This is a genomic window from Pseudomonas sp. PDM27 (assembly GCF_019219205.1).
Classification (GTDB): domain Bacteria; phylum Pseudomonadota; class Gammaproteobacteria; order Pseudomonadales; family Pseudomonadaceae; genus Aquipseudomonas; species Aquipseudomonas laurylsulfatiphila.
Genome location: NZ_JAHUWF010000008.1, coordinates 85306 through 108344 on the forward strand (window position 1 = coordinate 85306; position 23039 = coordinate 108344).

At 61.7% G+C, this 23039-nt stretch carries 25 protein-coding genes and 1 riboswitch; of the genes, 20 read left to right on the forward strand and 5 right to left on the reverse strand.

All coding sequences use genetic code 11. The features are described 5' to 3' along the window. Window positions 1-90 precede the first annotated feature (90 nt). A complete protein-coding gene (locus tag KW838_RS17490) occupies window positions 91-1308 on the forward strand; it encodes a delta-60 repeat domain-containing protein (protein WP_218501960.1) in 1218 nt (405 codons plus the stop codon). Between the two features lie 24 nt (window positions 1309-1332). Here KW838_RS17490 and KW838_RS17495 read toward each other — a convergent pair whose 3' ends face one another. Genes KW838_RS17495 through purM form a run of 3 tightly spaced genes read right to left on the reverse strand, consistent with a single transcriptional unit; the run spans window position 1333 to window position 3763 of the window. Then, on the reverse strand, window positions 1333-2046 hold the full coding sequence (locus tag KW838_RS17495) for a DUF3108 domain-containing protein (protein ID WP_218501961.1): 714 nt from the start codon (window positions 2044-2046) through the stop codon (window positions 1333-1335). Window positions 2047-2054: 8 nt separating this feature from the next. Further along, window positions 2055-2705 carry a phosphoribosylglycinamide formyltransferase gene (gene purN, locus KW838_RS17500; RefSeq protein WP_218501964.1) on the reverse strand — a complete coding sequence of 217 codons (651 nt, stop codon included), beginning with the start codon at window positions 2703-2705 and terminating at the stop codon, window positions 2055-2057. Further along, the gene (purM, locus tag KW838_RS17505; protein ID WP_034146362.1) at window positions 2705-3763 is read right to left on the reverse strand and encodes a phosphoribosylformylglycinamidine cyclo-ligase; all 1059 of its coding nucleotides are present in this window, start codon (window positions 3761-3763) and stop codon (window positions 2705-2707) included. The genes purN and purM overlap by 1 nt, the downstream gene beginning before the upstream one ends. A gap of 384 nt (window positions 3764-4147) precedes the next feature. Here purM and KW838_RS17510 point away from each other — a divergent pair, with 384 nt between their 5' ends. The 6 genes from KW838_RS17510 to KW838_RS17535 all read left to right on the forward strand — a co-directional run bounded on the left by KW838_RS17510 (window position 4148) and on the right by KW838_RS17535 (window position 9488). Next, a complete protein-coding gene (locus KW838_RS17510) occupies window positions 4148-5206 on the forward strand; it encodes a DUF2066 domain-containing protein (RefSeq protein ID WP_218501968.1) in 1059 nt (352 codons plus the stop codon). A 36-nt stretch (window positions 5207-5242) separates the two neighbouring features. Then, window positions 5243-6316, forward strand: a complete 1074-nt coding sequence (locus KW838_RS17515; RefSeq protein WP_102701791.1) for an AI-2E family transporter — start codon at window positions 5243-5245, stop codon at window positions 6314-6316. A 230-nt stretch (window positions 6317-6546) separates the two neighbouring features. Next, window positions 6547-7251: a DnaA regulatory inactivator Hda gene (gene hda / locus KW838_RS17520; RefSeq protein WP_007898944.1), complete on the forward strand. Its 705-nt coding sequence runs from the start codon at window positions 6547-6549 to the stop codon at window positions 7249-7251. A gap of 221 nt (window positions 7252-7472) precedes the next feature. Further along, the gene (locus tag KW838_RS17525) at window positions 7473-8105 is read left to right on the forward strand and encodes a C40 family peptidase (RefSeq protein ID WP_057715813.1); all 633 of its coding nucleotides are present in this window, start codon (window positions 7473-7475) and stop codon (window positions 8103-8105) included. 165 nt (window positions 8106-8270) lie between these two features. Further along, a complete protein-coding gene (locus KW838_RS17530; protein WP_218501969.1) occupies window positions 8271-8807 on the forward strand; it encodes a C40 family peptidase in 537 nt (178 codons plus the stop codon). Window positions 8808-8825: 18 nt separating this feature from the next. Beyond that, window positions 8826-9488: an O-methyltransferase gene (locus KW838_RS17535; protein ID WP_218501970.1), complete on the forward strand. Its 663-nt coding sequence runs from the start codon at window positions 8826-8828 to the stop codon at window positions 9486-9488. Window positions 9489-9614: 126 nt separating this feature from the next. Here the strand turns inward: KW838_RS17535 and KW838_RS17540 are convergent, their stop codons facing one another. After that, window positions 9615-10928, reverse strand: coding sequence for a sorbosone dehydrogenase family protein (locus KW838_RS17540; protein ID WP_218501971.1), 1314 nt, complete (start codon window positions 10926-10928; stop codon window positions 9615-9617). 65 nt (window positions 10929-10993) lie between these two features. Continuing rightward, window positions 10994-11578, reverse strand: coding sequence for a hypothetical protein (locus KW838_RS17545; protein ID WP_015096166.1), 585 nt, complete (start codon window positions 11576-11578; stop codon window positions 10994-10996). Between the two features lie 153 nt (window positions 11579-11731). Continuing rightward, a riboswitch (cobalamin riboswitch) is annotated at window positions 11732-11965 on the forward strand. Window positions 11966-12046: 81 nt separating this feature from the next. On the opposite strand from KW838_RS17545, the gene cobO reads away from it, so the two are divergent. The 13 genes from cobO to KW838_RS29550 all read left to right on the forward strand — a co-directional run bounded on the left by cobO (window position 12047) and on the right by KW838_RS29550 (window position 23026). Further along, window positions 12047-12658, forward strand: coding sequence for a cob(I)yrinic acid a,c-diamide adenosyltransferase (cobO, locus tag KW838_RS17550; protein ID WP_007984541.1), 612 nt, complete (start codon window positions 12047-12049; stop codon window positions 12656-12658). Then, window positions 12655-14055 (forward strand): cobyrinate a,c-diamide synthase, encoded by a 1401-nt coding sequence (locus tag KW838_RS17555; RefSeq protein WP_218501972.1) that lies wholly within the window; start codon window positions 12655-12657, stop codon window positions 14053-14055. The genes cobO and KW838_RS17555 overlap by 4 nt, the downstream gene beginning before the upstream one ends. Next, window positions 14052-14702 carry a 5,6-dimethylbenzimidazole synthase gene (gene bluB, locus KW838_RS17560; RefSeq protein WP_218501975.1) on the forward strand — a complete coding sequence of 217 codons (651 nt, stop codon included), beginning with the start codon at window positions 14052-14054 and terminating at the stop codon, window positions 14700-14702. The genes KW838_RS17555 and bluB overlap by 4 nt, the downstream gene beginning before the upstream one ends. After that, on the forward strand, window positions 14699-15607 hold the full coding sequence (gene cbiB / locus KW838_RS17565) for an adenosylcobinamide-phosphate synthase CbiB (protein WP_102701785.1): 909 nt from the start codon (window positions 14699-14701) through the stop codon (window positions 15605-15607). Before bluB ends, cbiB begins: the two co-directional genes overlap by 4 nt. Then, a complete protein-coding gene (cobD, locus tag KW838_RS17570; RefSeq protein WP_218501979.1) occupies window positions 15600-16592 on the forward strand; it encodes a threonine-phosphate decarboxylase CobD in 993 nt (330 codons plus the stop codon). The genes cbiB and cobD overlap by 8 nt, the downstream gene beginning before the upstream one ends. Continuing rightward, window positions 16589-18040 carry a cobyric acid synthase gene (locus KW838_RS17575; protein WP_218501982.1) on the forward strand — a complete coding sequence of 484 codons (1452 nt, stop codon included), beginning with the start codon at window positions 16589-16591 and terminating at the stop codon, window positions 18038-18040. The genes cobD and KW838_RS17575 overlap by 4 nt, the downstream gene beginning before the upstream one ends. Before the next feature lie 148 nt (window positions 18041-18188). Further along, window positions 18189-18710 (forward strand): bifunctional adenosylcobinamide kinase/adenosylcobinamide-phosphate guanylyltransferase, encoded by a 522-nt coding sequence (cobU, locus tag KW838_RS17580; RefSeq protein WP_102701782.1) that lies wholly within the window; start codon window positions 18189-18191, stop codon window positions 18708-18710. Next, complete coding sequence (gene cobT, locus KW838_RS17585) at window positions 18707-19762, forward strand: nicotinate-nucleotide--dimethylbenzimidazole phosphoribosyltransferase (RefSeq protein WP_218501984.1); 1056 nt, start codon at window positions 18707-18709, stop codon at window positions 19760-19762. The genes cobU and cobT overlap by 4 nt, the downstream gene beginning before the upstream one ends. Further along, entirely contained in the window at window positions 19759-20334 is a 576-nt protein-coding gene (gene cobC / locus KW838_RS17590) for an alpha-ribazole phosphatase family protein (RefSeq protein ID WP_218501986.1), read from the forward strand. Before cobT ends, cobC begins: the two co-directional genes overlap by 4 nt. A 2-nt stretch (window positions 20335-20336) precedes the next feature. Then, window positions 20337-21068 carry an adenosylcobinamide-GDP ribazoletransferase gene (locus KW838_RS17595; protein WP_218501988.1) on the forward strand — a complete coding sequence of 244 codons (732 nt, stop codon included), beginning with the start codon at window positions 20337-20339 and terminating at the stop codon, window positions 21066-21068. Between the two features lie 173 nt (window positions 21069-21241). Beyond that, window positions 21242-21646, forward strand: coding sequence for a MarR family winged helix-turn-helix transcriptional regulator (locus KW838_RS17600; RefSeq protein WP_046037619.1), 405 nt, complete (start codon window positions 21242-21244; stop codon window positions 21644-21646). A gap of 52 nt (window positions 21647-21698) precedes the next feature. Beyond that, window positions 21699-22907, forward strand: coding sequence for an MFS transporter (locus tag KW838_RS17605; RefSeq protein WP_102701778.1), 1209 nt, complete (start codon window positions 21699-21701; stop codon window positions 22905-22907). Next, window positions 22904-23026 (forward strand): hypothetical protein, encoded by a 123-nt coding sequence (locus tag KW838_RS29550; protein WP_007977581.1) that lies wholly within the window; start codon window positions 22904-22906, stop codon window positions 23024-23026. The genes KW838_RS17605 and KW838_RS29550 overlap by 4 nt, the downstream gene beginning before the upstream one ends. Window positions 23027-23039 lie beyond the last annotated feature (13 nt).

Sequence of the window (23039 nt, forward strand, 5' to 3'; positions counted from 1 at the left end):
GCACTTTCTGTATGGGGCAGAGGATGGCGAGTGTTGTGTAAGCCATTGCCGAGCGAAAGGTGTTCTTTTCCCAGTTTTAGGAGAGAAGCAATGGCAACGCATAAAGTTACCAGGGTGGATGGTGAGTTAGATCCTACTTTTGCAATTGGCGGCAAATTCGAGGTGCCGACACCCACAGGCGAAGCCGTTTCACTGATTGCCGACACTGACACCGAGTCTTTGACGGTGGCGATGAATGCAAGTCCGGAGTTCTGTCTCTGTCGGGCAGACAAAAACGGCAAGCTGGACACCAGCTTTGCAAATCAAGGGTGGTTGAAATGGCGGTTTCAAGATGGAAAAAGTTCACGTGTGGGGCAGCTGTTGCTGCAGCCTGTTGATAAGAAAATTGTGCTGATCGGCGCTTCCTTTAATAGTTTTGGAGCTGGCCAGCCGGCCTTGACGCGATTTAATTCCAATGGAAGCTCGGATCTGGTTTTCGGTCGAGTGGTACTCGAGGAGTTCCCGGAGTCGCAGATCGACCAAATACGAGGGTGCCTGCAATCCGATGGAAAGATACTTGTTAGTGGCAGATATCGGTCAAGCAGTGAGAGCAAGACCCTGTTGATCAGATTGTTGGCTGACGGGAAGAGGGATACTTCCTTTGGGGTAGATGGTGTAGTTGAGCTCTCCCATCCCAATGGCATGTTCGACGTGGTGCAGGTTGAAATCCAGAGCAGTGGGAGAATTCTTGTTGCAGGCGATTTTTTGGGCCGCCAAGGCGTTGTTGTTGGGGTTAAAGCTAATGGCGATGTGGATGAAAGTTTTGGAAATCAGGGTTTTGTATTAATTGAGGAGCAAGGTGTAACCACCTTGAACAATCTGTTGGTTTTGAAGGATGGGCGCCTTCGTTGCATTGGCGGCACCGCTAGCTCGGGTGCGTTGTTGGTCGGCCTGGATGAAAACGGCAAACCGGACCCGTCTTTTAATGATGGGAAGCCAGTTCTGACAAGGGAGTTGCTTGGCAGATGGGTTTCCATTCGCGAGCAGAAAAATCATAAGCTGCTTGTTGCTGGTCATTCTGGATTCCCTATGTACCAGCAAGTGTGCGCGCGATTTTCTCCGCAGGGAACTTTAGACAAGACGTTTGGCTGGTCGGGGCTTATGTACCATGCTGGGGGGCCTGCAGATAGCGTGATTCAGCCCGGCGGGCGTTGGATAACGACTGCACACCAGCCTCATTCTACGCTTGCCTGGCTTTACGGGATGGTCGTCGGGGGAGGTACACCCTTGACTAACTCTTCAAACCGTCAGAAAAAAGCCCCGCATTAGCGAGGCTTGTTGTTTAGCAACGGATCAGCTGCCTTTGACAGTCTTGCCGTTGACCGTACCGTCGAGGAGCATGATGTTGTACTCCTTGCCGTCGGTTTCGACCTGTTGCAGGCGGACCAGCAGGTAATCCCAGTCCTTGGCGAACCACATCACGGTGATGCGTTTGCTCTGCGTCGGGTCGCGCACGCGCTCAACCTTGATCGCATCGATCTGACCGGCCTTGGTGTCGACTTTTTCCGAACCCAGCACGCGGAAGTCATAGGTGTCGACTTCACCGCCATCGACCACTTGATAGCTCATGGTCTTTTTGCCGGCAGCAACATCATGCTGCAGTGCCAACTGGTAGGTGGACTTGTCGACCATGCCGCGGTTGAGGGGCAACTTGACGGCGTCACCGCGATCGGTGCCGGTGATCATCTTGGTGTTCCAGTCGAAATCCAGATCCGATTTCTTGGCCTTGCCCAGGCCGCCACGTTCAAAGTGGTACGACTCCGGAAGCAGCGTGTCCTTGTCCAGGGTCAGGGTGCTTTCCTCGGACAGGCTGGCAATCATCATCGATGCCTTGAAACTCAGTTTCCATTTGCCGTCGCTGGTTTTTTCGAGGCTGCGCTCGGCAGTGCCGCTCATGGGGAGCTGTTTCCAGTCGGCGGTGTAGCTGGCGGAGAAGGGTTGAAGTTCTGCCGCCTGAGCGAAGGGCAAAGCGAGCAGAGCGCAAGCGAAGAGCAGGGCGCGACGCATAAAATCTCCTAGTTTCGAATCAAGTGGCCGCTGGCCGCGAGTAGCTGTCCATCCAGTAAAGCACCTTGCTCGCCGAGGGACAGACGACCTTCGGCAAACCAGCGTACGGCCATCGGGTAGATCAGGTGTTCCTGAACATGGACCCGCTGCGCCAGACTCTGCGGTGAATCCTGTAACTCTACCGGTATTACAGCTTGTACGACCAGTGGTCCGCCATCGAGTTCCTCGGTGACGAAGTGCACGGAGCAGCCGTGCTCGGCGTCGCCAGCCTCCAGCGCGCGCTGATGAGTGTGTAACCCTTTGTATTTGGGTAGCAGCGAGGGATGGATATTGAGCAGGCGACCCTGATAGTGGCGTACGAAACCCGCGCTGAGAATGCGCATGAATCCGGCCAGTACCACGAGTTTGGGGTTGAAGGCGTCGATCAGTTCGATCAGCGCGGCATCGAAGGCCTCGCGACCTTCGAAAGCCTTGTGATCCAGGGTGCGGGTGTCGATACCCGCGTCCCTGGCGCGTTGCAGGCCGTAGGCGTCGGCGCGGTTGGAAATCACCGCAGCGATGCGGACCGGGCTGTCGCCGGTCCGCGTGCTGTCGATCAGGGCCTGCAAGTTACTGCCGGTGCCGGACAACAGCACCACCACATCACAGGTCTGGGACATCAATGAGCCTTGAGGTTCTTCAGTTCTACCTGAGCCGCGCCTTCGGCAGCGGTGGAGATCTGGCCGATGACCCAAGGCTGCTCGCCCGCTTCGCGCAGAACGTTCAGGGCGGTTTCAACGTGCTCCTGAGCCACGCAGATAACCATGCCCACGCCGCAGTTCAGCACGCGGTGCATTTCGTTCTCGTCAACGTTGCCTTTCTCTTGCAGCCAGTCGAACACGGCCGGACGGGTCCAGCTGGCCACGTCAACCACAGCCTGCGCGCCTTTTGGCAGAACGCGCGGGATGTTGTCCAGCAGGCCGCCACCGGTGATGTGGGCCATGGCTTTGACAGCGCCGGTTTCCTTGATCAGCTTGAGCAGCGGCTTCACGTAGATGCGGGTCGGGGCCATCAGCAGGTCGGTCAGCGGCTTGCCGTCGAGCTGGGTGTTTTCGATGTCGGCACCGGACACTTCGATGATCTTGCGGATCAGCGAGTAGCCGTTGGAGTGCGGGCCGGAAGACGGCAGGGCAAGCAGGGCGTCGCCGGCAGCAACCTTGGAACCGTCGATGATTTCGGATTTTTCCACGACGCCGACGCAGAAGCCGGCCAGGTCGTAGTCTTCGCCTTCGTACATGCCCGGCATTTCAGCGGTTTCACCGCCAACCAGCGAGCAGCCCGACAGTTCGCAGCCAGCGCCGATGCCGGTAACAACCTGGGCAGCGGTGTCGACGTTCAGTTTGCCGGTGGCGTAGTAGTCGAGGAAGAACAGTGGCTCGGCGCCGCACACCACCAGGTCGTTGACGCACATGGCAACCAGGTCGATGCCGATGCTGTCGTGCTTGTTCAGGTTCAGTGCCAGGCGCAGCTTGGTGCCAACGCCGTCAGTACCGGAAACCAGCACAGGCTGCTTGTAGCCGGCCGGGATTTCGCAGAGGGCGCCGAAACCGCCCAGGCCGCCCATGACTTCCGGGCGCGCAGTGCGCTTGGCGACGCTCTTGATGCGTTCGACCAATGCTTCACCGGCGTCGATGTCTACACCGGCGTCCTTGTAGCTCAGGGAGGGTTGCTTGCTCATGATCCAGGCCTTTAGGGGGGATTCAGGGGTAACGACCGAGTCCAGCGGGGCCGCCGAAATCGACGAAGGCGATTGCCTCACGCGATTTTCGAAAGTGCCCGGCTGTTGCCGGTCTGCGAAGGCGCGCGATTTTATCAGGCTTGAGCCGCAGCGGCCATCCTCAGGCCGACAGCAGGGCCATATCCGTTAAAAAAAACCGTTGATGCACGGTGTCGGTGGCATCCTGCCTGGCTGTATAAGATGTCGCGATTAACCGTCTATCGTTATGACAGTGCGAAAACTTACCCGGAACGTGTGAATGTTTTGCGTCGGGCAATGGTCACAGCCTTGCTCGATCGTCTTCATGCGGTCTGTTCCAGCCGCTCTTGTCGTCAGGAATCTTCCATGCGTTTTTGTAAATTCTTGCTTGTGAGTTGTTTGTCAGTGGTCAGCCTGGTCAGTCATGCCGAAACCGTCAAAGGCCTGTATCAGGTGCGCGAGCCGGTGAATGGCCAGTCGCCCGAGGAGCGTGACCAGGCGACTCAACGTGCGTTGGACACGTTGGTGTTGCGCCTGACCGGTGACCCCAAGGCTGCTCAGAATCCGGGGCTGGCGGCCATTCGCAAAGATCCGCAACAGATCATCAGCCAATACGGTTTTGAAGCCGGTCCGCCGGAAGTCCTGAAAGTCGATTTCGACCCGGGAACCACTGAGCAGGCCTTGCGCCGCGCCGGCCTGGCCATGTGGGGGGGCAATCGGCCGTCGATCCTCGGCTGGTGGCTCAACGATTCCACCGAGGGTTCAAGCCTGGTGGGCGACGGCCAGGCCAGCGCGGCGCCGCTGCGTCGGGCTGCCCAGCACCGGGGCTTGCCATTGCGCTTGCCATTGGCGGACCTGAACGAACAGATCGTCGCGACCGCGCCGAATCTGGAAGGCGCAGATTCCGCACCGTTGCTTGCGGCATCGGAACGCTACAACGCCGACGCCCTGCTCGCGGTACACGCCAGGGAGGAGGGCGGGCAGTGGCAAGCCAAGTGGCAATTGTGGCTGGGGGATAAAAAAGAGGCAGGCAGCGTGCAGGGCGCCGATCAGGCCGCCGTGGCCGATGCGGTGATGCTGGCGGTCAATGAGCGCCTGGCGCCGCGGTTTGTCGCCAAGCCCGGTGCTTCGAGCGCGCAATTGCTGGAAGTGCAAGGCATGAATCTTGAACACTACGCGTCCCTTGGGCGCTTGCTGGAGCCATTTGGCGGGCGCGTGCAAAGCGTCGACGGCGACCGGATCGTCTACCGGGTCAATGGCAGTGCCGAACAATTGCGTGCACAACTGTCGCTGGCACGGTTGCAGGAAGCGCCAGCGGCTCAGGCACCGACGCCGGCAGTGCCGGTTCAGCCGGCCGCCGGTGGTGCGGTGCCAGCCCCTGCACCTGCGCCAGCCCCGACCCCGCAACTGCGGTTTCGCTGGTAGTTTTTCTCTCTTTATATAAAAGCAATGGAGTGGTTCATGGCCGATACGCGGCGTTGGTTCTGGCTCGGCGGGGTGGTCCTGCTTTGTGTTTTTGTCTGGTTGTTGCATCCGATCCTGACGCCGTTCCTGGTGGCCCTGCTGTTGGCCTATCTGTTCGACCCGCTGGTGGATCGACTGGAGAAGGCGGGACTGTCTCGCACCTGGGGTGTAGTGGCGGTGTTTGCCCTGTTTACATTGATCCTCACCGCGCTGCTGTTGGTCCTGGTGCCGTTGCTCGCCCGGCAGCTGTTTCGTTTGTATGAGCTGGCCCCGCAGATGCTCGACTGGCTGCAGCACACGGCGTTGCCCTGGGCGCAATCGAAGTTCGGCCTGTCGGAGGGCTTCTGGAAGTTTGACCGGCTCAAGGCAGCCATCGGCGAACACATGAGCCAGACCTCCGATGTTGTCGGCGTGGTACTGAGTCATGCCACTGCCTCGGGGCTGGCGTTGATTGGCTGGCTGGCGAATCTGGTGTTGATCCCGGTGGTGAGCTTCTATCTGTTGCGCGATTGGGACCTGATGATGGCCAAGGTCCGCAACCTGCTGCCCCGTGATCGTGAGGAGCGCGCGGTATCGCTGGCGGGTGAATGCCATGAAGTACTCGGTGCGTTCATTCGTGGCCAGTTGCTGGTCATGGTGGCCCTGGGGGTGATCTACGCGGCAGGCCTGATGCTGGTCGGGCTGGAGCTGGGCTTGCTGATTGGCCTGATTGCCGGTCTGGCAGCGATCGTGCCGTACATGGGATTTATCATCGGCATCGGTGCGGCGCTGATTGCAGGGCTGTTCCAGTTCGGTGGCGATCTTTACCCGATGCTCGGCATTGTCGCGGTGTTCATGGTCGGCCAGGCGCTGGAGGGGATGGTGCTGACGCCGTTGCTGGTCGGTGACCGGATTGGTCTGCACCCGGTGGCGGTGATTTTCTCGATTCTGGCCGGGGGTGAGCTGTTCGGCTTTACCGGTGTGCTGCTGGCATTGCCGGTCGCCGCGGTGATCATGGTGCTGGTGCGCCATGTGCAAGATTTGTATAAGGATTCCGATATCTACGGGGGCGTCGACGAACCGCAGGGGTAAAAGGTGTCGATGGGCGATGGCGGGCTGTCCGGGTTCGTGCCGGGTCAGCCTGATTACACAGCGCGACTGTCACATGCACCGCCAAAGAAACTGTCATAAAATCGGTGCGTTAACGCAAACCTTTGATTTTGCTTGTGGTCTATCGCATTGTGCGGCCCGCTTCACGGGTATAAACTTCGCAAACTTTACACAGAGGCCACTAACGGTTCCTTTGGAACTGTTCAGTCAGCATGAAACCGATTCAGCTGCCCCTAGGTGTGCGTCTGCGTGACGACGCCACCTTTATCAACTACTACCCAGGCGCCAATGCCGCTGCACTCGGCTATGTCGAGCGGCTATGCGAAGCCGACGCCGGCTGGACCGAAAGCCTGATCTACCTTTGGGGCAAGGATGGGGTAGGGCGTACGCATCTGTTGCAGGCTGCCTGCCTGCGCTTCGAGCAATTGGGAGAGCCTGCGGTTTATCTGCCGCTGGCCGAGCTGCTCGATCGCGGTATCGAGATTCTCGATAACCTTGAGCAGTACGAACTGGTCTGTCTCGATGACCTGCAGGCGGTTGCCGGCAAGGCGGACTGGGAAGAGGCGCTGTTCCATCTGTTCAATCGCCTGCGCGACAGCGGCCGGCGCCTGCTGATTGCCGCGTCGACATCCCCGCGCGAGTTGCCGGTGAAGCTGGCGGACCTCAAGTCGCGCCTGACCCTGGCCTTGATCTTCCAGATGCGCCCACTGTCCGACGAGGACAAATTGCGTGCCCTGCAATTACGCGCATCCCGTCGCGGACTGCACCTGACCGATGAGGTCGGGCATTTCATCCTGACTCGCGGCACCCGCAGCATGAGCGCGCTGTTCGAGCTGCTTGAGCGTCTCGATCAGGCCTCCCTCCAGGCTCAGCGCAAGCTGACAATCCCGTTTCTGAAAGAAACCCTCGGCTGGTAAACCCGCTGGAACCGGGGCTTTTAGCCGGTTCGGCATATTTCAGGCGCCAGAAAATCCGCTTTCCTGCAAGGTTGCAGGCCGCGTGTGTGTTTAAAATGGGCTTAAGCGCTTAGATGTAAACGAGAAACCAATAAGTCACAAAAAGATTGATTGAATTTGCAAATGAGGTCGATAGCGGGCATAGTCTCGACTTCTTTACAACTTCAGCCACGGTCGTGCCCATGCTAAATCGCTTCGCACCCCTCGTGCCCCTCGCACTCGTCACCCTGTTGTTCGGTTGCGCTGCCCACACTCCAGTGGCCCAGCAAGCGCCGCAACAGCAGGTTCAAAACTCGGCCACTGCCCAGTCTTCCGCCCTCTTTCAGGAAGAACTGGCCACCGAAAAAGAACTCGCAGACTTCGCTGGCGGCAAGTCCTACCAGCTTCCGGTCCTGGCCGACAGCATCCTCGAACGCGGCATGTCCCTGATCGGTACCCGTTACCGTTTCGGCGGCACTTCTGAAGCCGGCTTCGATTGCAGTGGTTTCATCGGTTACCTGTTCCGCGAAGAAGCGGGCATGAACCTGCCACGCTCCACCCGCGAAATGATCAACGTGGACGCTCCGCTGGTCTCGCGCAGCAAGCTTGAGCCGGGCGATCTGCTGTTCTTCGCAACCAACGGTCGTCGTGGTCGCGTCAGTCACGCCGGGATCTACCTGGGTGACAACCAGTTCATCCACTCCAGCAGCCGCCGCAGCGGTGGCGTGCGCATCGATAGCCTGGGCGACAGCTACTGGAGCAAGACCTTCATCGAGGCCAAGCGCGCCCTGGCGATGGCACCTAACGCGTCGCCAATCGTCACTGCACGTAAATAAGCGGACATTTTGTAAGGCGAACTTAAAGTCTTACTTGAAGTTTGTCGCGTAGCCGCTAGAATCTTGATCTACAAATGATGGCAAACCGCCTGCGTCCAACGCAGGCGGTTTTCTTTTCTGCGCTCCCCGCAGAAAAAGCCGCAGCCAGATCAGGATGTTCTGCTTATGACGACGTCGGCCCGCCTCGCAATCATGTTCTTCGCAGCGCTGCTCAGTGCCTGCGCCAGCCGCACACCGCCTCCTGCGCCGGTGGTTCGCGCGCCCATCGTATTTGGTTCCCCACAAGCTTTTTCGCCCGAAGCGGAAGACGTGCTGTTTCGCGCGCTCGGCCTGGTGGGTACGCCCTATCGCTGGGGTGGCAACACACCGGATTCCGGATTTGATTGCAGCGGCCTGATCGCGTACGTGTACCGCGATGTCGCCGGTATTGCCTTGCCGCGCACCACGCGCGAGATGATCTCCATGCAAGCGGCGAATGTCGGCAAGGAAGGCCTGCAAACCGGCGACCTGCTTTTCTTCGCTACCAATGGTGGTTCCCAGGTCAGTCATGCCGGGATCTACGTGGGAGAAGGGCGTTTCGTCCATGCGCCGGCCACCGGCGGCACCGTAAAGCTCGACAGTTTGTCCAAGGCCTATTGGCAAAAGGCTTACCTGAGCGCCAAGCGTGTTCTGCGGCCTGAACATCTGGCGCGCAACCCGTAACGTCCGGAGCTGCTGCTCATGACTGCTCGCACGCTGAATCTCGACGACGCCCTGTATCAATACCTGCTTGATGTTTCCCTGCGCGAAACGCCACTGCTCAAGCGCTTGCGCGATGAGACCCAGGCGCTGCCGATGGCGCGCTGGCAGGTGGCGCCGGAGCAGGGGCAGTTTCTTGCCCTGCTGGTAAAGCTGACGGGGGCCAGGCGCTTGCTCGAAGTCGGTACTTTCACCGGTTACAGCGCGCTGTGCATGGCGGCAGCATTGCCGGCTGACGGTTCGCTGATTTGCTGTGATATCCCCGGCGACTACAACGCCATCGCGCGGCGCTACTGGCAGGAAGCGGGACTCGCCGGGCGGATCGACCTGCGCCTGGCCCCCGCACTGGAAACCCTCGCCGAGCTTGAGCGGCAAGGTCAGGGCGAGCAGTTCGACCTGGTGTTCATCGATGCCGACAAGGCCAACTACCCGCGTTATCTGGAGCATGCCCTGCGTTTGCTGCGGGTCGGCGGGCTGGTGCTGTTCGACAACACCCTGTGGAGCGGGCGCGTGCTTGAGAGCAGCCCCGAGAGCGCGGACACCCGGGCGATCCAGGCGCTCAACCTGGCGTTGAAGGATGACGTGCGGGTGGATCTGTCGTTGTTGCCGTTGGGTGACGGGCTCACACTCTGTCGCAAGCGCTAGAACCCTGAACCCTGTGGGAGCGAGCTTGCTCGCGAAGGCGGTGTATCAGTCAAAACATCAGTCGACTGACAGCCTGCATTCGCGAGCAAGCCCGCTCCCACAGGGGAATATGTTGGCAGTTGGAATTTATTTTCCTGCCGACACCCGCCACACCTTGTTCCCCACATCATCAGCCACCAGCAGATCGCCCTGCCGGTCGATCACCACGCCCACCGGGCGACCCATGGCTTCTTCCTTTTCGTTGAGAAAGCCGCTGAGCACTTCAATCGGTTGTCCCGCAGGTTTGCCTGCGCTGAACGGCACGAAAATCACTTTGTAGCCACTGTGGGGGTTGCGGTTCCAGGAGCCGTGCTGCCCGATGAAGGCTCCTTGGGTGAAGGGCGGCGGCAGCTTGCTGTTTTCAGCGAAGGTCAGGCCCAGTGATGCCGTGTGTGGGCCGACGGCATAGTCCGGAGCGATGGCCTTGGCCACCAGGTCGGGGTTTTGCGGTTCGACGCGAATATCGACATGCTGGCCGTAGTAACTGTACGGCCAGCCATAGAACGCGCCGTCCTTGACCGAGGTGATGTAGTCCGGGACCAGGTCGCTGCCGATTTCATCCCGCTCGTTGACCGCGGTCCACAGCGCGCCACTGCGCGGCTCCCAGGCCATGCCGTTGGGGTTGCGCAGGCCGGAGGCGAAGATCCGCTGCTGGCCGGTGGCGCGGTCCACTTCCCAGATCGCTGCGCGACCTTCTTCCTTGTCCATGCCGTTTTCCGCGACGTTGCTGTTGGAGCCCACGGTGACGTAGAGCTTACGGCCGTCCTTGCTGGCGATGACGTTTTTGGTCCAGTGGTGGTTCAGTGGGCCGCCCGGCAAGTCGACCACTTTGACCGGCGGTGACTTGATCTGCGTATCGCCACTTTCATAGTGAAAGCGCAGCAGGCGATCAGTGTCGGCCACATACAAGTCCTTGCCGACCAGGGTCATGCCGAAGGGCGAGTTGAGGTTTTGCAGAAACACCGTGCGGGTTTCCGCGACGCCGTCGTGGTCCTTGTCGCGCAGCAAGGTGATGCGGTTCGCGCTGGGCACGCGAGCTCCGGCGCGCCCCATGACTTGCTTCATGACCCAGTCGCGAATGCCTTTGCCGTCTTCGGGTTTGGGTGGTGCGTTGGTTTCCGCCACCAGCACGTCGCCGTTGGGCAGCACATAAAGCCAGCGGGGGTGATCCAGGTCTTCGGCAAAAGGGGCTACTTGAGTGCCCGCGGCGGCGACGGGTTTCGCGCCCTGTGGCCAGCCGATGGCCGGGGCGATGTTCACAGTTGGGAGCAGGGTCTTGTTGGGGGGCGGCAGTTGGGGTGAAGGGCCGGTGCCGTCGGAGACTTGCAGGCCGGCGGTCTCACTGCAACCGGCGAGCCCTCCGCAGATCGCGATAACGAGAACGAGCGGGGGCGTGCGCATACGGGTTTCCCTATGAGTGCCTTGTTCTAATCATAGAGACGCGTTGTCGTCCAATGGTTCAACCCCTAGCCACGTGCTTCCTTGAACAGCACCGCAATGCCGGGGTGATAGTTGCCGGCTTCATTGCGCAACTTGCGGTAGGCATACGGGAAATACCAGGCGACCGCGCAGGTGTGTTCCTTTTGCAGGTCGTCGACCATGTCCTGGAGTTCCTCCGGTGTCGCGCCTTGCTGGGCTTTTTGCGGGGCGACGAACAGGCAGCCGAGTTTCAGGTCGCTGGCGTGGCTCAGGCGCTTCGCATCGCTGGCGATGTCGAGCAGGGCCTGGCTCAGATTGAGGCTGTTGACCCGTGGCCAGCGCTGGCTGGTCTGGATGTAGGCGCGGGTTTCGGGCGAGGCGAGGAACAGGTCGGCGCGGCTGTTGCGTTCGCCTTCTTCGGTCTGCTTGCGGGTGGGTGTCTGTTGCAGTGTGACCATCTCGGCCATCCAGGCGGCGGCAGACAGCAGTCCGAGATTGGCTTTTTCGTCGTGCCAGTAGGGGGTGTCGCCATCACCGCGGACGGCGTTATAGCGGTCGATGCATTCGAACCAGCGTTCGAGCACAGGGCGCAGGAATTCCAGCTTTGGATTGCTGATGATCATGCCTTGCATGGGCTCACCCTTGTTATTGTGTTGTGAGGTTGTGGCTCTTTGATATCACTGCTGAGAGCGAGGCACAAGATTGACGTCAGTTTTTTGAGTGACGACAGTTATTCGGCCGATGGCCTCCCGGCTTTAATTGACGCTCCACCCCCAACCCTCTAACCTTCGCGGCTTGTTTCAGGTGCTCTGTGACTTGGGTCGACAGAGTGAAACAGGGAAGCCGGTGAGCGAGTTCTTCTGTTGGTCGAAGACCCGCAATTCCGGCGCTGCCCCCGCAACGGTAAATGAGTGAAAACTGTGTCTGATGCCACTGTGTCGATTCGATGCGGGAAGGCGCGCAGTCTGGCTACGCGCCACTCATGAGCCCGGAGACCGGCCTGATTCATCCAGCGGCATCACGGTGGGCGATGCCAGGCTTGTTGCCTTCTATTGCTGTGCCTGCCCGCCGTTATTCCTGTCTCAACGGAGAGCTCCCCCATGACTGATACCCCCGATCGTGACGAACGCCACCTGGCGCGCATGCAGCGCAAAAAAGCCGTGATCGACGAGCGCATCGCCAATTCCCCGAACGAGTGTGGTCTGTTGCTGGTGCTGACCGGTAACGGCAAGGGCAAGAGCAGTTCGGCCTTCGGCATGCTCGCCCGCGCCATGGGGCACGGCATGCAATGCGGCGTGGTGCAGTTCATCAAGGGCCGCAACAGTACCGGCGAAGAGTTGTTCTTCCGGCGCTTTCCCGAGCAGGTGCGTTTTCATGTGATGGGCGAAGGGTTTACCTGGGAAACCCAGGACCGTCAGCGCGACATCGCTGCCGCCGAGGCAGCGTGGGCGGTGTCCCGGGAACTGCTGCGCGATCCGTCCATCGGCCTGGTGGTGCTGGATGAGCTGAACATCGCCCTCAAGCACGGCTACCTCGATCTCGATCAGGTGCTCAGCGACTTGCAGGCCCGGCCGCCGATGCAACACGTGGTGGTCACCGGGCGTGCCGCCAAGCCGGAAATGATCGAGATGGCCGACACGGTCACCGAAATGGGCATGATCAAGCACGCCTTTCAGGCCGGGATCAAAGCGCAGAAAGGCGTCGAGCTGTGAACCAGCCTCGCCATTGCCCGGCGGTTCTGATTGCCGCGCCGGCCTCCGGCCAGGGCAAGACCACCGTCACCGCGGCGCTGGCCCGGTTGCATCGCAATCAGGGGCGCAAGGTCCGTGTGTTCAAGTGCGGCCCCGACTTTCTTGATCCGATGATCCTCGAGCGTGCCAGCGGTGCACCGGTGTATCAACTGGACATGTGGATGGTCGGCGAGCAGGAGAGTCGCCGGTTGCTGTGGGAAGCCGCCGCTGAAGCCGACCTGATCCTGATCGAAGGCGTCATGGGGCTGTTCGACGGTACGCCGTCGAGCGCCGATCTGGCGCGGCATTTCGGTGTGCCGGTACTGGGTGTGATCGACGGCACCGCCATGGCCCAGACCTTCGGCGCACTGGCCCTGGGGCTGGCGCGTTATCAGCCGGACTTACCGTTCGCCGGCGTGCTGGCCAACCGCGTCGGCACGCTGCGCCACGCGCAATTGCTCGAGGGCAGCCTGACTGAAGGATTGCGCTGGTACGGCGCGCTGTCCCGGGAAACCGGGATTGAACTGCCGAGCCGACACCTGGGGCTGGTTCAAGCCAGTGAGCTGAACGATCTCGACCTGCGCCTCGATGCCGCAGCCGATGCCCTGGCCAGCAGTTGCGAGGTCGCGCTGCCACCGGCAGTCGAGTTCGCCGCCCCCGATGTCATCGTCGCCGAACCGCTGCTGGCCGGTGTGCGCATTGCCGTGGCCCGTGACGAAGCCTTTGCGTTCACCTACGGTGCGAGCCTGGATTTGCTGCGGGCGATGGGCGCCGAGCTGTCATTCTTCTCGCCGATCCGCGACCGCCAATTGCCGGAGGCGGACAGCCTGTATCTGCCAGGCGGTTACCCGGAGCTGCACCATGTCGCGCTGGCGCAAAACACGGCGATGCTCGAGGCGATCCGCGCCCACCACCAGGCGGGCAAACCCTTGCTTGCCGAGTGTGGCGGCATGCTGTATCTGCTCGATTCCCTGACCGATGTCGAGGGCACTCGCGCCGAACTGGTGGGCTTGCTGGCCGGTGATGCGGTCATGCAAAAGCGTCTGGCGGCGCTGGCGCTGCAAGCGGTGGAACTGCCGGAAGGTCTGCTGCGCGGGCACACCTATCACCATTCGCTGACTAGCACGGAGCTGGCGCCGATTGCCCGGGGCGTGAGCCCGAATGGCGGGCGTGGTGCGGAGGCGGTTTATCGTGAGGGGCGGATGACTGCCTCTTATGTGCACTTTTATTTTCCGTCCAATCCATCGGCGATTGCCGCGCTGTTTGCGCCGGACCTTGAGGCCGCCTTCGCGAGCAAGCCCGCTCCCACAGGGGATTGCATGTCTTCAGGCAGCTCACTTTTAAATGTGGGAGCGGGCTTGCTCGCGAAGAGGCCATGACAGACAACGCATTCACCGAAGCCGAACGCGCAGCGGTCTACCGCGCCATCGCCGAACGCCGCGACATGCGTCACTTCAGCGGCGGTACGGTCGAGCCCGAATTGCTGCGACGTCTGCTCGAGGCCGCACATCAGGCACCCAGTGTCGGCCTGATGCAGCCCTGGCGCTTCATCCGCATCAGTGATCGCGCCTTGCGCGGGCAAATCCAGGCCCTGGTGGAAGAAGAGCGCATCCGCACCGCCGAAGCCCTCGGCGAGCGCAGCGACGAGTTCATGAAGCTCAAGGTGGAAGGCATCAACGATTGCGCCGAGGTCCTGGTCGCCGCACTGATGGACGACCGCGAGCAACATATCTTCGGCCGCCGCACCTTGCCGGAAATGGACATGGCCTCGCTGTCCTGTGCCATCCAGAACCTGTGGCTCGCGTCCCGCGCCGAAGGGCTGGGGATGGGCTGGGTGTCGCTGTTCGAACCCCAGGCACTGGCGGACCTGCTGAGGCTGCCGCCGGGAGCCAAACCGCTGGCGGTGCTGTGCCTGGGGCCGGTGAAGGCGTTCTACCCGGCGCCGATGCTGGTGCTCGAAGGCTGGGCGCAGGCGCGTCCGCTGCATGAATTGCTGTATGAGAACTATTGGGGAGTGAGTCAATGAGTGTGGCGTTGTTGAGTGTCGCCGCGGTTGCGCTGGATGCGCTGCTGGGTGAACCCAAACGCTGGCATCCGCTGGTGGCGTTCGGCCGTTTTGCCGATCGCATCGAGCAACGTTTCAACGGCGGCGGTCGCGGCTGGCGCAGCCATGGCGTCACCGCGTGGGTGATCGCCGTGCTGCCGCTGGTGCTGTTGGTCACGGCATTCTCCTGGGCGCCTTACGTCGGCTGGATCGTCGAGATTCTCGCGCTCTATTGCGCCCTCGGCATGCGCAGCCTCGGTGAACACGTCACGCCGGTGGCCAAGGCCTTGCGTGGCGATGATCTGGATGAAGCACGCAAGCGTGTGAGTTATTTGGTCAGCCGTAAAACCAGTGACCTGGATAAAACCGAAGTCGCCCGTGCCGCCACCGAGTCGGTGCTGGAGAACGGCAGCGACGCGGTGTTCGCCGCGTTGTTCTGGTTTGCCGTGGCCGGTGCGCCGGGCGTGGTGCTCTATCGCCTGAGCAATACGCTGGATGCGATGTGGGGCTATCGCAATGAGCGCTTCGAACGATTCGGCTGGGCGGCGGCGAAGATCGACGACGTGCTCAATTACATTCCAGCGCGTCTGGTGGCACTGACGTATGCGCTGCTGGGCAAAACCCGGCTGGCGTTGAAATGCTGGCGCACCCAGGGCCCGACCTGGGACAGCCCGAACGCCGGCCCGGTGATGGCGGCTGGGGCGGGGGCCCTTGGCGTCGAATTGGGCGGCGCGGCGATTTATCACGGCGAACTGCACCAGCGTCCGCAACTGGGCGAAGGTGTGCCGGCGGACGCCGACTCCATTGACCGGGGCTGGCAACTGGTCCAGCGCGGGGTATGGTTATGGCTGCTGATTCTCTGCCTGGGGGCTGAATTTTATGCTTGAGCACGGTGGCCGATTGCGCAGGGCGGCGCTCGAATATGGCATAGATGAAGCCGACTGGCTGGACCTGTCGACGGGCCTTGCGCCCTGGCCGTTCCCGGTACCGGATATTCCGCTGCGGGCCTGGGCCCGTTTGCCGGAGGCGGACGATGGTCTGGAACAGGCCGCCTGTGATTACTACGGCACCTTGCAGGCATTGCCGGTGGCCGGTTCGCAAATGGCGATCCAGCTGCTGCCGCGATTACGGCGGGCGGGCAAGGTGGGTGTGTTGTCGCCCTGCTACGCCGAGCACGCCGAAGCGTGGCGTCGCAACGGCTATATCGTGCGGGAAGTGCTGGAGCAGGAAGTCGACTTCTTTCTCGACAGTTTCGACGTGCTGGTGGTGGTCAATCCGAATAACCCCACGGGCCTGAGCCTCACCCCCAGTCGCCTGCTCGACTGGCACACGCGACTGGCCCAGCGCGGTGGCTGGCTGGTGGTGGACGAAGCGTTCATGGATAACACGCCGCAACTGAGCCTGGCGCCGTTTGCCCATCAGGTCGGGCTGATCGTCTTGCGCTCCTTCGGCAAGTTCTTCGGCCTGGCCGGTGTGCGCCTGGGTTTTGTGCTGGCCGAGCGCAAGTTGCTCAAGTTGCTGGCAGAACAAGTGGGGCCCTGGGCCGTGAGCGGGGCAACCCGGGTAGTGGGGCAGGCCTGCCTGCGCGATACCGAGGGGCAAACGCGGCAACGGCTGCGCACCGAAGAGGCCAGCGAGCGCCTGGCGTCGTTGCTGCAGCAACACGGCTTCGAGCCCCAGGGCGGCTGTGCGCTGTTCCAGTGGCTGATCACCGAGCGCGCCGAAACACTGAATGAGTTCATGGCCCGGCGCGGCATTCTCCTGCGGTTGTTCACGCACAACAGCAGCCTGCGATTCGGCCTGCCCGGTGACCAAGCTGCCTGGGTGCGACTGGCGCAGGCATTCGAAGATTTCGCCAAGGAAAACCAATGACCACGCTGATGGTGCAGGGCACCACGTCGGATGCCGGTAAAAGCACGCTGGTGACTGCATTGTGCCGTTGGGCCACGCGTCAGGGCGTCAGGGTGGTGCCGTTCAAGCCGCAGAACATGGCACTCAACAGTGCGGTGACTGCCGACGGCGGCGAGATTGGCCGTGCCCAGGCGGTTCAGGCCCAGGCCGCGCACCTCGAACCGCACACCGACATGAATCCGGTATTGCTCAAGCCCAACAGTGACACCGGTGCCCAGGTGATCATCCATGGCCGCGCCGTAACGACCATGAACGCCGTCGCCTATCACGACTACAAAAGCATCGCCATGCAAGCGGTGCTGGCCTCCCACGAGCGCTTGAGCGCGGCCTATCCGCTGGTGATGGTTGAAGGTGCAGGTTCGCCGGCAGAAATCAATTTGCGTGCCGGCGACATCGCCAACATGGGCTTCGCCGAAGCGGTGGATTGTCCGGTGTTGCTGATTGCCGATATCAATCGCGGCGGGGTTTTCGCCCATCTGGTGGGTACCCTCGAACTGCTGTCGCCGAGCGAACAGGCGCGGGTCAAAGGCTTCATCATCAATCGTTTTCGCGGTGACATCGCGTTGCTGCAACCCGGTCTCGACTGGCTTGAAGAACGTACCGGCAAACCGGTGATCGGCGTGCTGCCGTACGTGATGGATCTGCACCTGGAGGCCGAAGACGGCATCGATCAACGCCAGACCGATAAGGCCGAGCGGGTGCTGAAGGTGGTGGTGCCGGTGCTGCCGCGCATCAGCAATCACACCGATTTCGATCCACTGCGCCTGCATCCGCAAGTGGACCTGCAATTCATCGGGCCCGGCCAGGCGGTTCCGCCTGCCGACCTGATCATTCTTCCTGGTTCGAAAAGTGTCCGCAGCGACCTCGCGTACCTGCGGGCCAACGGCTGGGAAACCGCGATCGCCCGGCATCTGCGTTACGGCGGAAAACTGCTGGGGATCTGTGGCGGCCTGCAGATGCTTGGTGAGCAAGTGCATGACCCGCTGGGCCTCGAGGGCGCGCCGGGTTCCAGCGCCGGTTTGGGGCTGCTGGCGTTCCAGACCCGGCTCGAACAAGAGAAACAGCTGCGCAATGTGTGCGGTCGCCTGGCGCTGGAAGATGCGCCGGTATCAGGCTATGAAATTCATGCTGGCGTGACCACCGGCCCGGCCCTGGAAAACGCCGCCGTGCAACTGGATGACGGCCGCTGCGATGGTGCGCAAAGTGCGGACGGGCAGATTTTCGGCACCTATCTGCACGGGCTGTTCGAATCGCCGGCGGCGTGCAGTGCGCTGTTGCGCTGGGCGGGTTTGCAGGAGGTGCAGGACGTGGATTACCACGGCTTGCGCGAGCGCGATATCGAGCGGCTGGCGGATCTGGTGGAGAACCATCTGGATACTTCTCTGCTGCGTCGGCTCTGTGGGTTCTGAGGTGGCTGTTGCGGCCCCATCGCGAGCAAGCTCGCTCCCACAGGTTACGAGGTGTACTCAAAATTTATGTTCAGCCTGGATCAATTGTGGGAGCGAGCTTGCTCGCGATGAGGGCCGTCGCCTCCCCGAAAATTTTAAGGAATAAGCAATGCTCCAACTGATCCTCGGCGGCGCCCGCTCCGGCAAGAGTCGCCTCGCTGAAAAACTCGCCATCGACAGCGCCCTGACCGTGACCTACATCGCCACCAGCCAACCACTGGATGGCGAAATGAGCGAGCGGGTCGCCCATCACCGTGCCCGTCGTCCTGCCGAATGGGCACTGATTGAGGAACCGCTCGAACTGGCCCGGATACTGCGTGAAAGCGCCCGTGCCGACCACTGCCTGCTGGTGGATTGCCTGACCCTGTGGCTGACCAACCTGCTGATGCTCGACGATGCCGAGCGCTTGCAAGCCGAGCGTGATGCCTTGCTGGACTGCCTGGCGTCGCTGCCGGGTGAAATCATTTTTGTCAGCAACGAGACCGGAATGGGTGTCGTGCCGCTGGGCGAATTGACTCGCCGCTATGTCGATGAAGCCGGTTGGCTGCATCAAGCTCTGGCTGAGCGGTGTCAGCGTGTCGTCCTGACCGTCGCCGGCCTGCCCCTGACTCTGAAAGGAACTGCGTTATGACTCAATCCTGGTGGCTGAACCCGTGCAGGCCAGTGGATACCCAAGCGCTCGAACAGGCCCGGGCGCGGCAACAGCAACTGACCAAGCCGGCCGGTTCCCTCGGTCAGCTGGAATCGCTGGCGGTGCAACTGGCGGGATTGCAGGGGCGGGTCAAGCCGAGTCTGGAACAGGTGTGGATCGCGATATTTGCCGGCGACCACGGCGTGGTCGCCGAGGGCGTGTCGGCGTATCCCCAGGAAGTGACCGGGCAGATGCTGCTCAACTTCGTCAGCGGTGGTGCCGCGATCAGCGTATTGGCGCGGCAACTGGGCGCTTCCCTCGAGGTGGTTGACCTTGGCACGGTGACGCCGTCGCTGAACCTGCCGGGTGTGCGTCACCTGAACGTCGGCCCGGGCACGGCGAATTTCGTACAGGGGCCGGCCATGACCGAAGCCCAGGGACAACTCGCTTTGCAGGCCGGCCGTGACAGCGTGCAGCGGGCGATGGCCAGCGGTGCGCAGCTGTTCATCGGTGGCGAAATGGGCATTGGCAACACCACCGCCGCCAGCGCCCTGGCCTGTGCCTTGCTCGATTGCCCGGTGGGCCATTTGACCGGGCCTGGCACCGGGCTCAACGCCAAAGGTGTGAGCCACAAAGCCCAGGTGATCGAGCGTGCCCTGGCATTGCATGGCGCACAGCGTGGCGATGCCTTGCAGACCCTGTTCAACCTCGGTGGCTTCGAGATTGCCGCGCTGGTCGGTGCCTATCTCGCCTGTGCTCAGGAAGGCGTCGCGGTACTGGTGGACGGCTTCATCTGCAGTGTCGCTGCGCTGCTTGCGGTGCGCTTGAATCCTGAATGCCGTCAGTGGCTGATGTTCGGTCATCGCGGTGCCGAGCCGGGGCATCGTCATGTGCTGGAAACCCTGGATGCGCAACCCTTGCTCGATCTGGGCCTGCGGCTCGGTGAAGGCAGTGGCGCGGCATTGGCTGTGCCGCTGTTGCGCCTGGCGTGCGACCTGCACGGGCAGATGGCGACCTTCGCCGAAGCCGCCGTGGCAGATCGTCCGGCATGACCCTGCGCGTGGATCTGTTGCGACACGGTGAAACCGAATTCGGCGGTGGCTTGCGCGGCAGCATCGATGATGCCTTGACCGACACGGGCTGGGCGCAGATGCGCGCCGCCGTGGTCGGGCAGGGGCCATGGGACCGGTTGGTCAGTTCGCCATTGCAGCGTTGTGCGCGGTTTGCCGAGGAACTCGGTGCACAACTGGGGGTGCCGGTGCAATTGGATAAAGACCTGCAAGAGTTGCATTTCGGCGCTTGGGAAGGGCAAAGCGCGGCGGCGTTGATGGAAACCGACGCGCAAGCGCTGGGCTTGTTCTGGGCCGATCCTTACTCGTTCACGCCGCCTCAGGGCGAGCCGGTTGCGGACTTTTCGACACGGGTGCTGGCAGCGCTGCAGCGTTTGCACGCGACCTGTGCCGGTGAGCGCATTCTGCTGATCAGCCACGGCGGGGTGATGCGCCTGTTGCTGGCACAAGCTCGCGGGCTGCCGCGAGAGCAATTGCTCAACGTTGAGGTCGGGCATGGCGCGCTGTTTTCGCTGACGATGGAGTCCACTGGTTTGTTGAAGGAAGTGCTCTGACCATGTTGCCATTCTGGATCGCCCTGCAATTTCTCAGCAGCCTGCCGATTCGCCTGCCCGGCATGCCTGAGCCTCGGGAGCTGGGACGGTCACTGCTGTTTTATCCGCTGGTGGGCTTGCTCTTTGGCGTGATTCTGTGGGCAGTGAACTGGCTGTTGCAGGGGGCGCCGGCGTTGTTGCACGCGGCGTTATTGCTGAGCGTTTGGGTACTGCTCAGCGGCGGGTTGCATCTCGATGGCCTGGCGGACAGCGCCGATGCCTGGCTCGGCGGTTTTGGCGACCGTGAGCGTACGCTGACCATCATGAAAGACCCGCGCAGCGGACCGATCGCCGTGGTGACGCTGGTGCTGGTATTGCTGCTCAAGTTCACTGCGCTACTGGCGCTGATCGAACAGCCGAATTCGCTGGCATTGGTCATCGTGCCGTTGATCGGTCGCAGCGCGTTGCTTGGCTTGTTCCTGACCACACCCTATGTGCGTGCCGGTGGTCTGGGGCAGGCCTTGGCCGATCATCTTCCGCGTGTGGCGGGCAGGTGGGTGTTGGCGGTCAGTGCTCTGGCTTGTGTGTTGATTGCCGGTTTGAGTGGTGTGGTGGCGGTGGTGTTGGCGGTTCTCGGGTTTGCCTGGTTGCGGCGGGTGATGCTGCGGCGGCTCGGTGGAACGACGGGCGATACGGCAGGGGCGATGCTGGAGTTGCTGGAAGTTGCAGTGCTGGTAGGCTTGGCGCTGGTCTGATTGGGTTGTGTTGAGCGTTCCGGCCTCTTCGCGAGCAGGCTCGCTCCCACATTGGAATGCGATCAACTGTGGGAGCGAGCCTGCTCGCGAAAGCGATTTTCGGGACACCGCCTGACCACTGAACAAACCCCATGCCACTTGATTTAACCGACTCGCGGGTATATACACGCACCATGCTCGATTCCCAATGTTTATGCATCAACCTGCGTCGCGCCGCCCGTGGCGTCAGCAGGCATTACGACGGCGCTCTCGACGGCTTCGGGATCAACGTTGCGCAGTATTCTTTGCTGTGCAATCTGCAGCGTCTGGATCAGCCGAGCATTTCAACCCTGGCCGAGGCCATGGGCCTGGATCGCAGCACCTTGGGGCGCAATTTACGGGTGCTGGAGGGTGACGGCCTGGTGACGCTGGTCGAGGGCGAAGACATGCGCAACCGCATCGTCCTGCTGACCGAGGCCGGGGCAGAGCGTCTCAAGGCGGCCTTGCCGGCCTGGGAGGCCGCACAGCAGCGCTTGATCGATCGCCTGGGGGCCGAGAAGCGCGAAACCTTATTGAAGCTGCTGGACGAACTGGCGTGACGCCGGTTTTTCCGATCATAAGCGGGTATATACCCGCTACCGGAGAACAACAATGACATCGATGTGGCGTACGTGCGGTTGGGTTCTGTTGGGGAGTGCGCTGATCCTTGCGTTGTCTCTGGGGGTTCGACATGGCTTCGGCCTGTTTCTGGCGCCGATGAGTGCCGAGTTCGGCTGGGGCCGTGAAGTCTTTGCCTTCGCCATCGCCTTGCAGAACCTGATCTGGGGCCTCGCCCAGCCATTCACCGGCGCGCTGGCCGACCGCTTCGGTGCAGCGAAAGTGGTGCTGATCGGTGGCATCCTGTACGCAGCGGGGCTGATTTGCATGGGGCTCTCCGATTCTGCAGTGACCCTGTCCCTGAGCGCCGGCCTGCTGATCGGCCTCGGGCTGTCCGGCACGTCGTTCTCGGTGATTCTGGGTGTGGTCGGCCGCGCCGTACCGCCGGAAAAGCGCAGCATGGGCATGGGGATCGCCAGTGCTGCCGGCTCGTTCGGCCAGTTCGCAATGTTGCCCGGCACGCTCGGGTTGATCGGATGGCTTGGCTGGTCCGCGGCGTTGCTCGCGCTGGGTTTGCTGGTGGCGCTGATCGTACCGCTGGTGAGCATGCTCAAGGACAAGCCGTTGCCCGTCCTGGGCCACGAACAAACCCTTGGCGAAGCACTGCGCGAAGCCTGCTCGCATTCCGGATTCTGGCTGCTGGCGTTCGGCTTTTTTGTCTGCGGATTCCAGGTGGTGTTCATCGGTGTGCACTTGCCGGCCTACCTGGTGGACCAGCATCTACCGGCCACGGTCGGCACCACGGTGCTGGCGCTGATCGGCCTGTTCAACATTTTCGGCACCTATACCGCCGGGTGGCTCGGCGGGCGCATGTCCAAACCGCGTTTGCTCACCGGTTTGTATTTGCTGCGGGCGGTGGTCATTGCGTTGTTCCTGTGGGCGCCGGTGACCACCACCACGGCCTACCTGTTCGGCATGGCCATGGGCTTCCTGTGGCTGTCGACGGTGCCATTGACCAACGGTACGGTGGCGACCTTGTTCGGCGTACGAAACCTGTCCATGCTCGGTGGGATTGTTTTCCTGTTTCACCAGCTTGGTTCGTTCCTGGGCGGCTGGCTGGGCGGGGTGGTGTATGACCGAACCGGGAGTTATGACTTGATCTGGCAAGTGGCAATTCTCTTGAGCCTATTGGCCGCCGCCCTCAACTGGCCGGTGCGTGAACGGCCGGTGGCGCGCCTGCAAACACAAATGAGTGCGACATGAACAGCCTTTGGCCACGGATCGCTGTAGCCGCCGTCTGCGCCTTGTTGCTGGCGTTGTCGTGGTGGGGCTGGCATCAGGGCGGGCTGGCGCTGATGCAGTTGGGCATGGGTGCTTGCTAGTGAGCGGCGAGGG

Excerpts from the sequence above, each read along its gene's own strand:
- KW838_RS17510 (WP_218501968.1), top strand. The coding sequence starts at position 4,148 with ATGCGTTTTTGTAAATTCTTGCTTGTGAGTTGTTTGTCAGTGGTCAGC.
- cobO (WP_007984541.1), top strand. The coding sequence starts at position 12,047 with ATGACTGATACCCCCGATCGTGACGAACGCCACCTGGCGCGCATGCAG.
- KW838_RS17540 (WP_218501971.1), bottom strand. The coding sequence starts at position 10,928 with ATGCGCACGCCCCCGCTCGTTCTCGTTATCGCGATCTGCGGAGGGCTC.
- KW838_RS17605 (WP_102701778.1), top strand. The coding sequence starts at position 21,699 with ATGACATCGATGTGGCGTACGTGCGGTTGGGTTCTGTTGGGGAGTGCG.
- KW838_RS17525 (WP_057715813.1), top strand. The coding sequence starts at position 7,473 with ATGCTAAATCGCTTCGCACCCCTCGTGCCCCTCGCACTCGTCACCCTG.
- cobD (WP_218501979.1), top strand. The coding sequence starts at position 15,600 with ATGCTTGAGCACGGTGGCCGATTGCGCAGGGCGGCGCTCGAATATGGC.
- hda (WP_007898944.1), top strand. The coding sequence starts at position 6,547 with ATGAAACCGATTCAGCTGCCCCTAGGTGTGCGTCTGCGTGACGACGCC.
- KW838_RS17495 (WP_218501961.1), bottom strand. The coding sequence starts at position 2,046 with ATGCGTCGCGCCCTGCTCTTCGCTTGCGCTCTGCTCGCTTTGCCCTTC.
- KW838_RS17515 (WP_102701791.1), top strand. The coding sequence starts at position 5,243 with ATGGCCGATACGCGGCGTTGGTTCTGGCTCGGCGGGGTGGTCCTGCTT.
- KW838_RS17490 (WP_218501960.1), top strand. The coding sequence starts at position 91 with ATGGCAACGCATAAAGTTACCAGGGTGGATGGTGAGTTAGATCCTACT.
- cbiB (WP_102701785.1), top strand. The coding sequence starts at position 14,699 with ATGAGTGTGGCGTTGTTGAGTGTCGCCGCGGTTGCGCTGGATGCGCTG.
- cobT (WP_218501984.1), top strand. The coding sequence starts at position 18,707 with ATGACTCAATCCTGGTGGCTGAACCCGTGCAGGCCAGTGGATACCCAA.
- bluB (WP_218501975.1), top strand. The coding sequence starts at position 14,052 with ATGACAGACAACGCATTCACCGAAGCCGAACGCGCAGCGGTCTACCGC.
- KW838_RS17545 (WP_015096166.1), bottom strand. The coding sequence starts at position 11,578 with ATGCAAGGCATGATCATCAGCAATCCAAAGCTGGAATTCCTGCGCCCT.
- KW838_RS17530 (WP_218501969.1), top strand. The coding sequence starts at position 8,271 with ATGACGACGTCGGCCCGCCTCGCAATCATGTTCTTCGCAGCGCTGCTC.
- purN (WP_218501964.1), bottom strand. The coding sequence starts at position 2,705 with ATGTCCCAGACCTGTGATGTGGTGGTGCTGTTGTCCGGCACCGGCAGT.
- cobC (WP_218501986.1), top strand. The coding sequence starts at position 19,759 with ATGACCCTGCGCGTGGATCTGTTGCGACACGGTGAAACCGAATTCGGC.
- cobU (WP_102701782.1), top strand. The coding sequence starts at position 18,189 with ATGCTCCAACTGATCCTCGGCGGCGCCCGCTCCGGCAAGAGTCGCCTC.
- KW838_RS29550 (WP_007977581.1), top strand. The coding sequence starts at position 22,904 with ATGAACAGCCTTTGGCCACGGATCGCTGTAGCCGCCGTCTGCGCCTTG.
- KW838_RS17535 (WP_218501970.1), top strand. The coding sequence starts at position 8,826 with ATGACTGCTCGCACGCTGAATCTCGACGACGCCCTGTATCAATACCTG.
- KW838_RS17575 (WP_218501982.1), top strand. The coding sequence starts at position 16,589 with ATGACCACGCTGATGGTGCAGGGCACCACGTCGGATGCCGGTAAAAGC.
- purM (WP_034146362.1), bottom strand. The coding sequence starts at position 3,763 with ATGAGCAAGCAACCCTCCCTGAGCTACAAGGACGCCGGTGTAGACATC.
- KW838_RS17600 (WP_046037619.1), top strand. The coding sequence starts at position 21,242 with ATGCTCGATTCCCAATGTTTATGCATCAACCTGCGTCGCGCCGCCCGT.
- KW838_RS17595 (WP_218501988.1), top strand. The coding sequence starts at position 20,337 with ATGTTGCCATTCTGGATCGCCCTGCAATTTCTCAGCAGCCTGCCGATT.